The sequence below is a fragment of the Micromonospora peucetia genome (assembly GCF_900091625.1).
GTDB classification, from domain to species: domain Bacteria; phylum Actinomycetota; class Actinomycetes; order Mycobacteriales; family Micromonosporaceae; genus Micromonospora; species Micromonospora peucetia.
Map to the genome: position 1 here is coordinate 2,196,269 of NZ_FMIC01000002.1, position 12,099 is coordinate 2,208,367.

Here is a 12,099-nt window from a genome sequence, read left to right on the forward strand (position 1 = left end):
CTCAGCGCTCCGGCCGCTGGACCAGGTCGGTGAAGTCCTGCTCGTTGCGTTCGGCCAGCCGCACGTACGCCCAGCCGACCGCGATCAGGAACGGGAACGACGCCACCCCGAGCAGCAGCCAGGGCAGGTTGACGCCGAGCACGGTGACCCGGCCGACGGCGGGCGCGACGGCAAAGAGCCACGGTAGTCCGCCGAGCCCGATCGCCACCACCAGGGAGAGCCGCAGGGCCAGCGCGAACTGGGCGCGGACCAGCCCTCGGACGAGGGCGTCGCCGACCCGGGTCTGCTCGGCCAGCTCGGCGCGGGTGCGTTCCGCCCGGTCCGCCCGGTCCTCCCGGCGGGACACCTCGGCCAGCACGATCCGGGTCCTGGGCTGGGCGACCGGAGCCTGCCCCGGCACCCCGGGCCGGCTCGACCGGGGCGCCGGGACGGGATCGTCGGCAGCGGCCATTCCGGCAGTCTCGCCCGATCGCCGCGATTGTCAAGGGCAGCGGTCGGCGTCGCCCCCGTCGCGGGGCGGCTCGGGGAAAGCTGTCCACACCGGGCTGTGCACAACCTGTGGAAAACGCCCCGCCCCTGTGGATAACTCGGTGGAACCGCTGCGTGGCAACCCCGCCGTGCCGCTCACCCCAGGCCGATGCGCTCCGGGCGGGCGGAGGCGGAGCCGAGCCAGGTGTGCGGGTTGCCGTACCAGCACCAGCCGAGCTTCGGAGCGTTCTGGCTGATCCAGATCGCCGGCACCCGCTTGTCGCCGCAGCGGGAGCCGACCAGCGAGAAGCACTTGTTCTTCGCCAGCGCCTCCGGGTGCAGGGTGACGAAAGCGAGCCCCTCGTCGATGGTGAGCGGCAGCCGGCCCTGGCCGGTGATCACCTCCATCGCGGCGGCGGGGGCCAGGTTCACGGTCTCCTCGCCCCGGTCGACGTCGAAGAGCAGGTACGCCGGGCCGGCCGGCACCTCCAGCTCCTTGATCGGGTCGAACTTCGGCAGGTCGCCCTCGGCGTAGTGCCGGTCGACGATGCCCGGCTTCCGCTTGCCGGCCAGGGTGGTCAGGGCGACGCGCTCCTCCACCGGCACCAGGTCGCGGGTGATCACCAGCAGGAACGGCACCCGTCCCTCGGTCGGGGCGGGCAGGTCCGCCGACCCGGCGACGGCCGCCGCGCGCAGCGGGGCGACCAGGTCACGGAAGGCGTTCTCGGTCAGCTCGGCGAGGGCCGGGTAGCCCAGCTCCACCAGCCGGTCGAGCTGGCGGTCGAATTCGGTCGCGGCGTCGAACAAGGCGGCCTCCTCTTTGTCGTACGGAGTACCGTACAGCGTACGCCCCGACGGGCCTATTCCCGTCGAGGGATTGATTCTGGGACCTGATCGAACTGGACCTGATCGAACTGGACCGGAACGGAGCGGGACCGGAGCAGGTGCGCTGTCGAGCTGCCCCATCTATGGGACCGGGGAGACACCAGGGGTCGGTCTCACAGGCGGGGCAGCTCGACAGCGACCGGTGGTGAGCGCCGCCGGTTCCATGGGATGGGCCGGGCTCGACGCCGCGCCGCCGCTTCCCTGCTCTGTTCCGGACGAACGCAGAACAGCGACCGGTGGTGAGTATCCGCCGGTCCCATGGATGGGGCAGCTCGACAGTGGCCGGGTGACGATGTCCGGGGAGCGCGGTGGGGCCCCGCCGATGAGCCGCGTGAGCGGTGGGACGCCTGAGCCCCATGAGGGGTGTGAGCCGCAGTGGTGCCGCAGCGGCGTCGGGTCGGTCAGCGGCTCCAGTCCTGCTTCGCCGCGCGGACCAGCTTGTCCTTCAGCTCGCGGGTGTGCCGACGGCTCACCGGCAGCTCTGCCGAGTCGATCACCACGACGTAACCTGAGTTGACCAGCCGCAGCTCGGCGATCAGCTTGAGCTGTACCAGGTACGACCGGTGGATCCGGACGAACCCGGCGTCCGCCCAACGCTCCGCGAGGGTCGCCAGGGACACCCGGACCAGGTGCGAGCCGTCGGCGGTGTGCAGGCGGGCGTAGTCGCCCTGTGCCTCCACCCAACGTACCGCCGAGCGGGGCAGCATCCGGGTGGTGCCGGCCAGCTCGATCGGGATGGTCGGATCCTCCTCCGTCCAGGCCAGCGCTGCCGGGTGCGACGGCACCACCCGCGAGCCGATCACCCGGCGCAGCGACTCGGCGAGGCGCTCGGCGCGTACCGGCTTGCGGACGTAGTCGGTGGCGCCCAGGTCGAACGCGTCCACCGCCCCGTCGTCGTACGCGGTGACGAAGACGATCGCCGGTGGCCGGGCGAACCGGCGCAGCACCCGGGCCAGCTCCATGCCGTCCAGCCCGGGCATCCGGATGTCGAGGAAGACCACGTCCACGTCGCCGTCGCGGAGCACCCGCAGCGCCTCCGTCGCGTCGCCCGCCGTGTGCAGCCGGGCCACCCGGGGATCGGCCCGCAGGTGGTACGCCAGCTCGTCCAGTGCCGGCGGCTCGTCGTCGACCGCCAGCACCCGCAAAAACCCGGTCGCGCTCACCGCGCCGATCCGCTCGGCCCGGTCGCCGCGCTCGGCCCGGTCGGCCCGGTCGGCCCGGTCGGCCCGGTCGGCCCGGTCGGTCACGAGCCGGCCCGTACGCCGGGATGGAACTTCGGCACCCGCATGCTCACCTTCGTGCCCGAGCCGAGACCCGTCTCGACGACGAGGCCGAAGCCGTCCCCGAAGACCGACCGGAGCCGCTCGTCGACGTTGGAGAGCCCGACGTGCTGGCCCGGGTCGTCTCCGACGCCGGCCAGCGCAGCGTCGCCCGGGTCCCCGGCGGCGCCGGCCAGCTCGGCGATGCCGGCGGTCAGCGTGGTCGGATCCATCCCCACTCCGTCGTCCTCCACGGTGATGTGGCATTCGGTGCCCGCGTCCCGGGCCTCGATGCTCACCATGCCCGTGCCCGGCTTGCGGGACAACCCGTGCCGGACGGCGTTCTCCACCAGCGGTTGCAGGCAGAGGAAGGGCAGCGTCACGGGCAGCACCTCGGGGGCGATCTGGAGGCGTACCTGGAGCCGGTCGCCGAACCGGGCCCGCTCGATGGTCAGGTAGCGGTCGATCGAGCGCAGCTCCTCGGCCAACGTGGTGAACTCGCCGTGCGCCCGGAACGAGTACCGGGTGAACTCGGCGAACTCCAGGATCAGCTCCCGGGCCCGGTCCGGGTCGGTGCGGACGAACGAGCCGATCGCGGTCAGCGCGTTGTAGATGAAGTGTGGGCTGATCTGCGCACGCAGGGCGCGTACCTCGGCGCGGGCCAGCCGCTCCCGGGACGAGTCCAGCTCGGCCAGGGCGAGCTGGTTGCCGGCCCAGTGTGCCGTCTCCAGGGTGGCCTGCACCAGGCCGGGTGCCGGCTGGCCGTCGGCGACCGCGACCAGCGCGCCGACCCGGCGCCCGTCGGCACCGGTCAACGGGGCGACGACCGCGCCGCGCACCGGGCAGTCCACCCGGTCGCAGTGCAGCTCCGGGTCGCCGAGCACGGTCGACCGGCCCGCCGCCACGGCCCGCCGGGCCGCCGCGACCAGTTGCACGTGGTGGTGCCCGCCCCGCCCGTCCAGGGCGAGCAGCCCCTCCTCGTCCGTGAGAGCCAGCCCGGCCGCCCCCACCAGCGCCCGCAGATGACGTACGGCCTTCGCCGCGTTCGCGGCGTTCAGTCCCGCGCGCAGCGGCTCGGCGGCCAGCCCGGCGGTGTGCAGCACCTCGTACGTGGCCCGCTGGGTGGCCGTGGCGATGCCCCGCCGGGCGCGCAGCCGGAGCACCGCGAACAGGGCCGCGCCCAGCGCGGCGGCCAGCGAGACGACGCCGAAGACGCCCGAGAGGTTGCCACCCACGCAGCGATCCTGGCCCCTGTCGGCCCGCACGCCAAGGGTCAGTACGCGCCTTTGCGGGCGAGCACCACCCCGACGGTGCGCCACAGGATGCTCAGGTCGTACGCCAGCGACCAGTTGTCGACGTAGTAGAGGTCGAGCCGTACCGCCTCGTCCCAGGACAGGTCGGAGCGGCCGGAGACCTGCCACAGCCCGGTCATGCCCGGCCGGACCAGCAGCCGGCGGCGGACGTCGCCGAGGAAGTCGCCGTCGTCGGCGGGCAGCGGACGGGGCCCGACCAGCGACATCTCGCCCTTCAACACGTTGATCAACTGCGGCAACTCGTCGAGCGAGGAGGCCCGCAGAAAGCGGCCCACCGGGAAGACCCGGGGGTCCTCCTTCATCTTGAACAGCATGCCGTCGTTCTCGTTCCGGTCGACGAGGCTCGCCAGCCGGTCCTCCGCGTCCACGTACATGGTGCGGAACTTCCAGACCCGGAAGGTGCGGCCCTCGTGGCCCACCCGGGGCTGGCGGAAGAAGACCGGGCCGGGGTCGGAGACCCGGATCGCGATCGCGATGGCCAGGAAGACCGGGGCCAGCATCAGCAGGCCTAGGCCGGCGGCCACCCGGTCCATCAGGTTCTTGGCCAGCAGCGCCGGCCCGGAGAGGGTCGGTTCCTCGACGTGCAGCAGCGGCAGGCCCTCGATCGGCCGGATGTGCACCCGGGGCCCGGCGATGTCGGTCAGCTGCGGGGCGACGACCAGGTCGACGCCGGAGCCCTCCAACTGCCAGGCCAGCCGGCGCAGCTCGCCCGGTTCCGCGCTGGCCGAGCCGCAGACCGCGATCGTGTCGCCGCCCACCTCCCGGATCAGGGCGAGGATGTCGCGGCCCGCGTACACCGGGACCGGGGTCTCCATGCCCTTGGCGGCGGCGTAGCCGTCGGTGATGTGGATGGCGACCGGCACCAGCCCGGCGGACGGGTTGCGGGTGACCGCGGTGTAGACCTCCAGGCACTCCGGCAGGGTGCCGACCAGCACCATCCGGTGACTGGCCTGGCCGATGTTGCGCCGGACCACGTGCAGCACGAAGCGGCAGAGGATCCGGTTCAGCAGGATCAGCAGCAACGCCGCCAACAGGGCGGTGCCGACCGTGTAGCGGGACAGGTCGGTCTTGGTGGCGAAGGCGAGGAAGGAGACCGTCGCGGTGACGGCGACGGCGGCCCGGATCACCCGCTTGTACTCGTCGGGACCGAGGCCGAGGTAGCGTCGGTCGTACGAGCGGTTGGCCCAGAGACTGGCCACCCAGCCGAGTGGCAGCAGGGCGAACGCCACCGTGTGGAACCACGTCGGGTCCTGCTCGGCGTTGTAGAAGCCCGCCCGCGACTGGTCGAACGTCTCGATGGCGATCACGCTGGCGACCGCGGCGGCTGCGAAGTCGAGCAGCAGCAGAAGAGTGATGTAGGGGCGGTGCCAGCGCGACACGCGACGGCGGGCCCGCGCCCACGCGGACCGGGGTACGCCGTTGTGGGGCGACGCAGGCGGCTGGATCTCGAAGCTGTCGACGTGCCGCACGAGTTTGCTCCGGCCTGTGTTGGTTACCGGGCGCTGGAGGCCTGTCGTCACCTCATCCATGTCCTCCCGCATGACACGGGCCGCTCACTCGCCGTGAGGACCCGGGTCGCCCACCGTCCCAGTCTCCCACGCGGGCGCCGACCCGTGCGCTGACCCGAGGGACAACGCGCCGGTGTGCTGCCGCCGGGCGTCTGGCCGGCTCCGCTGCCTTTCAGAAGCCGGGGACCGAGCCACTATACCGATGGATGGCGGGCCCGGTGGAGCCGCAACTCAGACCTTCGGCGCGGGACGGCTGAATCCGTTCCGTAGCCGGCAGTACCGTTACTCACCGTACGAGTCGAGACAACCTTCGGTCAGCGAGCGGCTTCCCGCCGGTCTGACAGGTCGCGCAGTACTGGAGGCTGGAATCGGCGAACGAGACCTCGCGGACGGTGTCCCCACACACCGGGCAGGGCTGCCCCGTCCGGGCGTGCACCTTCAGCCCCGAGCGCTTCTCGCCCTTCAGCTCGGCCGCCTTCTGCCCCACCGACCGGGAGACGGCGTCGCCGAGCACCTGCCGGGTCGCCGTGTGCAGGGCCGCCAGTTGGTCGTCGGTCAGCCGGTCGGTGATCGCGAACGGCGACAGCTTCGCCGCGTGCAGGATCTCGTCGGAGTACGCGTTGCCGACGCCGGACAGCACCGTCTGGTCGGTGAGCACCCCCTTGACCTGGCCCCGGCGGCTGCGCATCCGCTCGGTGAAGGTGGCCAGGTCGGCGGCGAGCACGTCCGGGCCGAGCCGGGCCACCCCGGGCACCGCCTGCGGGTCGGTGACCAGGTATACGGCGAGGCTCTTCTGGGTGCCGGCCTCGGTCAGGTCGAAGCCGGAGCCGTCGTCGAGGCGTACCCGCAGCGCGACCGGACCCTTGCCGGGGCGCAGCGGGGCGGCGGACGAGAACGCCTCCCGGTAGTGCAGCCAGCCCGCCCGGGCCAGGTGGACCACCACGTGCAGGTCGCCGTCGAGCACCACGTCGAGGAACTTGCCGTGCCGGCGGGCATCCGTCACGGCCCGTCCGGCGGCGGCGGTCGGCGCCGGATCGTACGTCTTCAGGGCGCTGATCGCGGCGACCTCCAACCGGTCGACACGCCGGCCCACCGCGCGCTCACGCAGGTAACCCGCGAGCGCCTCAACCTCCGGTAGTTCGGGCACCAGCCAACGGTAGCCTTCTTTCCCGTGAGAATCGTGGTGGCGCACAACCGGTACCGGGAGGCTCAGCCCTCCGGCGAGAACACCATCGTCGACGTGGAGATGGCCCAGCTCACCGCGGCCGGCGTCGAGGTGCTGCCGTTCATCCGCAGCTCCGACGAGATCCCGACGATGCCGAAGTCGGCCAAGGCGCTGCTGCCGATCTCCCCGATCTGGGCGCCCCGCGCCCAGGAGGAGCTGAGCCGGCTGATCAGCGAGCACCGGCCGGACGTGCTGCACCTGCACAACCCGTACCCGCTGATCTCGCCGTGGATCGTGCGGACCGCGCACCGGCACGGCGTGCCGGTGGTGCAGACGGTGCACAACTACCGCCAGGTCTGTTCCTCCGGGCTCTACTTCCGGGACGGCATGATCTGCCAGGACTGCCGGGGCAGGGCCCTGGGGGTGCCGGCGATCGTGCACCGCTGCTACCGGGGCTCCCGGGCGCAGAGTGCCCTGATGGCGACCACGCTCGCCGTGCACCGGGGCACCTGGCGGTCGGTGGACCGGTTCATCGCGCTCACCTCGGCGGTCGCCGACCACCTGCGCGACTACGGCATCCCGGCGGAGCGGATCGTGGTCAAGCCCAACGGCATCCCCGATCCGGGGGCGCCCGCGCCGCTCGGCGACGGCTTCCTCTACATGGCCCGGCTCTCCCCGGAGAAGGGGCTGGCCCTGCTGCTGGACGCCTGGCGGCGACACCCGGACGGCGCGCTCGGCCCGCTGCGCATCGCCGGGGACGGCGAACTGCGCCCGCTGGCCGAGGCCGCCGCCGCCGAGCGCGCCGACGTGACCTACCTCGGCTCGCTGGACCGTGCCGGGGTACGCGCGGCGATCGAGGCCAGCACGGTGATCATCGCCGCCTCCACCTGGCACGACGTCCTGCCCACGGTGATCATCGAGGCGCTGTCCAGCGGCCGGCCGGTGCTCGGCACCGCCCTCGGCGGCATCCCGTACCTGCTCGGCGCGGACGCCCCGCGCGAACCCGCCGGCACCGGCCCGGCCGCCGTCGCCACTGCCGCGCCGGGGGAGGGCCGCGTCGCGCTGCCGCACGGTGTGCAGGAGGGCGAGGCGGGTTGGGTGGTGGCCCCGGAGCCGGCCGCCATGGCCGCCGCCCTGTCGGTGGCCCGGGCCGGCGCGGCGCGGCTGGCCCCGGCGGCGCGCGCCCGCTACGAGCGCACCTTCCACCCCGACGTGGTCACCCGCCAGTTGATCGACGTGTACGCGAGCGTCTCGGCCACCGCCCCGCCCCGCTAAGCCACCCCGCTTACGTGCTGTTCTGACCGTGCGTCGCGCTTTGGCCGCGTGCCGTGCCTTGATCGTGGGCCGTTCCTTGCTCGTTGTCCCGCCTTGCTCGTGGGTCGCCCTTGATCGTCTGCCGCTTACCCGGCGCGATCCGCGGGCGGGACCCGGGTGAGCGACAAAAGATCTTGGGGCGGTGATTACGGCCGGCCAATGCGGGCCGGGCCCAGGCCCAGTCGTCGCCGTTCGACAGCATGATCATGTGGTGGGCGTCGAACGCGTCTCCCAGCGCGGCGAACTTCGGTGACAGAGTGGACCGGCTCACCGCGGAATGGCTCCGCGCGGGGCAGTCGTTCACCGTGCCGGTGCTTGTCGAGGCGGGTATCCAACTCCTGACCGGAGCGGTACGTGGACTGCCCCTCATCGATTCCAGCATCCAGGGTCGACGAGGCAGTCCGCCTGCTCCTCAAGAAGCTGCCAGCCGATCAACACCGGTGACCGGCGAGCTGTGGTTCGCGCGCGAGGCCGACCGGGCCACGGCGACGTCCTCGCCCCGGGCCTCCTGCCCGCAGGCCGAGGCACCCGATGTTCGTTCATCTTCCGGGAACGCTGTTCCGCTCCACAGGATGGCGGGAGATCTTGGCAGGAAACGGCCCCTCCAGGGGCACTTTGCTACCAAGATCTCCCGCGCGGCCAGTCGAGGCGTCCCATCAACCATCCCAGGCCGGAGACCCCCACGACTTTGCCGGAACCTGCGTACCGGGAGTCCGGACCATCGCCCCGCCCCGCTAAGCCACCTCATTTGCAGGGGCGGCGGTGTCTCGGACGGAGTTGAGGATCGTGATCAGGCGGTCCAGATCGGCGGACGGGAAGATCGAGTCCGGGTCGGGCGCGATGTCGCTGAACGGGGATTCGTAGAGCCGTTCGGGTGCCATCACGCCGTTCCGGGTGAGGTGGGCGATGATCAGGTCGACGAAGCTGATCTGGTTCGCGGTGAGGGTGCGGCCGGCCAGGAATTCGCTGAACGCCGCGTTGGCCGCTTCCCGGTCGAGTCCGACCAGCGAGCGGATGAAGAGCCCGAGCCCGCCGGACGACTGGCGGGCCCGGTCGATGTCCTCGGTGCCGCCACCGCTGGCTGCGAGCATTCGTTCCAACTCGTCGAGGTCGGTGGGGGAAAGCTGCTTGTTGCGGCGTAGCTTCTGCAACGCCAGGTGGTCCTCGTGGGCATGCAGGTACACCCGGGCCTTGGCGCGGAACCGCTCGAAGTCCGTCCCGGTCCTGATGTCGTTCAGCCAGACGACCGAGATCTCACCCAACTCGTCGCTGATGTCGGTGTAGACGATGGCCCGCTTGGACCGCTCGATCAACCTGGCCAGCCCGCGCAGGCGGCGACGCATCAGTTCCAGCATCGGCAGGGTTACGTCCTGCCACCAGTCGTCGCCGGCAACGTCGTCGAGGAGTTGCTGCTGCTCGCGGACCGCCGGGATGCTGGTCTGTTCCAGCAGCGTCGAGGCGACCTCCTGCACCTGGCGGCGCAGCCGGTCGTAGGCGGGTACGACCTGGAACTGGCCGAGCTGTAGGCGCAGCACCATCAGGTCGAACCGCTTGGCCGCCTCGTCCTCGTCCTGCACTTTGGTGGGCAGGCCGGCGAGGTTGCCGCCGATCTCGGCCACCGCTTCGGGGGTGAGTCGGTGCCAGCGCGCGAAGTCGACGTAGTACTCCACCAACTTCCGCTTGGGGCGTACGACGAAGTTGTCGAGGTGGATGCTCTCGACCCGGCCGTGGAGGTTGCGGGCCAGGTCCCAGCGCAGGCCCGCCTCGCTCTGCGTCCCGTCGACCTCCGACTCGGGGCCGGCTCCGGTGGGGAGACGCTGGTCGAGGCGGCAGATCAGTTCGAGCTGGGCCTTGAACAGCCGCTCGGTCAGCGACTCTCCCAGCTTCCCCTCCGCCGGCTCGGGGTTCTCGTTGAAGTACTCGAAGTTCTGGCAGAAGTCGAAGACGTGGAAGTCCTTCTTGTGCTGCCCGGGGCCGTAGAGGTCCGGGCAGAGCCGGGTGCCCCGGCCGATCATCTGGAGGAACTTCGACTTGGACCGGACGACCTTGAAGAAGACCAGGTTGACGACCTCGGGCACGTCGATGCCGGTGTCGAGCATGTCCACCGAGATGGCGATGTGCGGGGCCTTCTCCTGCTGCGAGAACGCGTCGATGAGACTCTGTGCGTACTTCGTCCGGTGTGTGATCACCCGGGCGAGGTGGCCATGGTGCATCGGGTACGCGAGGTCGAACCGCTCCTGGATGAAGTTCGCGTGGGCCTCGTTCTTGGCGAAGATGATCGTCTTACCGATCCGGTCACCACCGGCCACGTGGTGGCCGAGGGTCATCAAGGTCTCCAGGACCTTGTCCACCGTGGGGCCGTTGAACAGTGACTTGTTGATCTCGGCCGCGTCGACGCTGTCCGGCGGCCCGTCGTCGCCCCAGTCGAGCGAGTCCCAGTGGTCCTTCTCCTCCTCGCTGAGGTCGTCGTAGCGGATACCGTCGCGCATGATCTTCAGCGGTACGGAGACCGCACGCGGCGGGACGAGGTATTTACCTTCGATCGCCTCGTCGAGGTCGAACTGGTCGGTGGGTACGCCGTCTTCGAGGTTGAACAGGCTGTAGGTGTTGCGGTCGATCTCGTTGCGCGGGGTCGCGGTGAGCCCGACCAGCAGACTGTCGAACCAGGAGAAGATCGCCCGGTACTTCTGGTACACCGACCGGTGCGCCTCGTCGATGATGACCAGGTCGAAGTAGCCGGGCCCGAAGCGCCGCCCGCCGCTCGTGGTCTCGTTGACCAGGCCCATCATGGTCGGGTACGTCGAGACGTACACCCGGCCCTCGGTGTCCTTCTCGGTGACCAGGTTGACCGTGGCCGCCTCGGGCAGGTGTGCCTTGAACGCGTTGACCGCCTGGTTGACCAGCGCGTTACGGTCGGCGAGGAAGAGCACCCGCTTGACCCAGTTGGCCCGCATCAGCAGGTCGACCAGGGCGATCACGGTACGGGTCTTGCCGGCGCCGGTGGCCATCACCACGAGCGCCTGCCGCTGCCGGTCCCGCTCGAACGCCTCGGCGATCTTCCGGATCGCCCGGGTCTGGTAGGGCCGCCCGACGATCTCCTGCTTGATCTGTACGCCTGCGAGCGACTCGCGGCTGACCCGCCGCTTGATCAGGAGCTGAAGCTCGTCCTTGGTGTAGAAGCCCTGCACCGGCCGGGGCGGGTAGGCGAGATCGTCCCAGAGCCAGGTGTCGTAGCCGTTGGTGTAGAAGATGACCGGCCGCTGGCCGTACCGCTGCTCCAGGCAGTCGGCGTAGAGCTTGGCCTGCTGCTTGCCGATGGTGGCGTCCCGCCGGGCGCGCTTGGCCTCGACCACCGCGAGCGGCTTGCCGTCGTCACCCCACAGGACGTAGTCGACGAACCCGGTGCCCGTGGTGTTGGGCATGCCGGTGACCTCGAACTCGCGGTCCTCCTTGCGGTCGAGCCGCCAGCCGGCCTCGGCCAGCATCAGGTCGATGTAGAGGTCGCGGGTCTGCGCCTCGTCGTAGTCGTGGTCGTCGGGGCGGGCCAGGTTGGCGGCCTTCGCGGCGGCGATCTCGGCGCGCAGCTTTGCCAACTCGGCGTCGAGGGTGGCGGACCGCTCTCGTTCGGCGGCCAGCGCCGCGTCCCGGGCGGCGAGCCTGTCGGCGAGCGCCTTCAGCTCGGCCTGGGTCTGCTGCCGCGCCTCGGAAGGGTCCGCCGGGGGAATCAGACCCGGGTCGAAGGCGAGGGCGCTCGCCGGAACCTGCGCCCTTTCGCGGGTGTAGTGCCGGGCGATCCAGTACGTGACGTGGAACAACTCACGGATGACCGGCACCGATTCCTTGTCCGTCACCAGCGTCCGCTCGTGCACGGCCCGGTTGCCCTGTTTGCGGATGACGTTCATCTTTGTCTGGAGGCCGGTGCCCACCAGGTTGCGCAGCGTCGGCTCGTGGATCTTCGCGGAGAGGTCATTCTTGTACGGCTTGGCGAGTGTCGCGTCGGCGTCGAAGAGCCAGCCGAGCGCGAGTTCCAGAGTGCGCCGAGCGTAGAAACAAGAGCCCCGCGGGTCGGCGACGGCAAGTCGCTCGGCCCGCCGGGCCTCGTCAAGCAGCTCGGGCCACTCAGCCCGCAGGAACGCGAAGTTGCTCATCGGAACGTCTACCCCCCACAGTGGACAGCCCTAGAGCAT

8 protein-coding genes are annotated in these 12,099 nt (G+C 71.0%); 1 reads left to right on the plus strand and 7 read right to left on the minus strand.

All coding sequences use genetic code 11. The features are described from left to right. Position 1: 1 nt before the first annotated feature. From GA0070608_RS10320 to GA0070608_RS10345, 6 genes are all read right to left on the minus strand, one after another. Positions 2-451, minus strand: coding sequence for a DUF485 domain-containing protein (locus GA0070608_RS10320; RefSeq protein WP_245715756.1), 450 nt, complete (start codon positions 449-451; stop codon positions 2-4). Positions 452-624: 173 nt separating this feature from the next. Beyond that, a complete protein-coding gene (locus GA0070608_RS10325; RefSeq protein ID WP_245715757.1) occupies positions 625-1,275 on the minus strand; it encodes a DUF5701 family protein in 651 nt (216 codons plus the stop codon). Between the two features lie 479 nt (positions 1,276-1,754). Beyond that, on the minus strand, positions 1,755-2,516 hold the full coding sequence (locus GA0070608_RS10330) for a LytR/AlgR family response regulator transcription factor (protein WP_091634809.1): 762 nt from the start codon (positions 2,514-2,516) through the stop codon (positions 1,755-1,757). An 80-nt stretch (positions 2,517-2,596) separates the two neighbouring features. Next, entirely contained in the window at positions 2,597-3,847 is a 1,251-nt protein-coding gene (locus GA0070608_RS10335; protein ID WP_091625800.1) for a sensor histidine kinase, read from the minus strand. 38 nt (positions 3,848-3,885) lie between these two features. Further along, entirely contained in the window at positions 3,886-5,454 is a 1,569-nt protein-coding gene (locus GA0070608_RS10340; RefSeq protein ID WP_176733950.1) for a sugar transferase, read from the minus strand. A 265-nt stretch (positions 5,455-5,719) separates the two neighbouring features. Beyond that, positions 5,720-6,580: an Fpg/Nei family DNA glycosylase gene (locus GA0070608_RS10345; protein ID WP_091625808.1), complete on the minus strand. Its 861-nt coding sequence runs from the start codon at positions 6,578-6,580 to the stop codon at positions 5,720-5,722. A gap of 24 nt (positions 6,581-6,604) precedes the next feature. Here GA0070608_RS10345 and GA0070608_RS10350 point away from each other — a divergent pair, with 24 nt between their 5' ends. After that, on the plus strand, positions 6,605-7,873 hold the full coding sequence (locus tag GA0070608_RS10350) for a glycosyltransferase (protein WP_091625811.1): 1,269 nt from the start codon (positions 6,605-6,607) through the stop codon (positions 7,871-7,873). 773 nt (positions 7,874-8,646) lie between these two features. Here GA0070608_RS10350 and GA0070608_RS10355 read toward each other — a convergent pair. Beyond that, on the minus strand, positions 8,647-12,060 hold the full coding sequence (locus GA0070608_RS10355; RefSeq protein WP_091625814.1) for a DEAD/DEAH box helicase family protein: 3,414 nt from the start codon (positions 12,058-12,060) through the stop codon (positions 8,647-8,649). Positions 12,061-12,099: the final 39 nt, after the last annotated feature.

Bases quoted from the DNA above. Each gene is read 5' to 3' on its own strand.
- GA0070608_RS10320 (WP_245715756.1), bottom strand. From the start codon at position 451: ATGGCCGCTGCCGACGATCCCGTCCCGGCGCCCCGGTCGAGCCGGCCC.
- GA0070608_RS10340 (WP_176733950.1), bottom strand. From the start codon at position 5,454: ATGGATGAGGTGACGACAGGCCTCCAGCGCCCGGTAACCAACACAGGC.
- GA0070608_RS10355 (WP_091625814.1), bottom strand. From the start codon at position 12,060: ATGAGCAACTTCGCGTTCCTGCGGGCTGAGTGGCCCGAGCTGCTTGAC.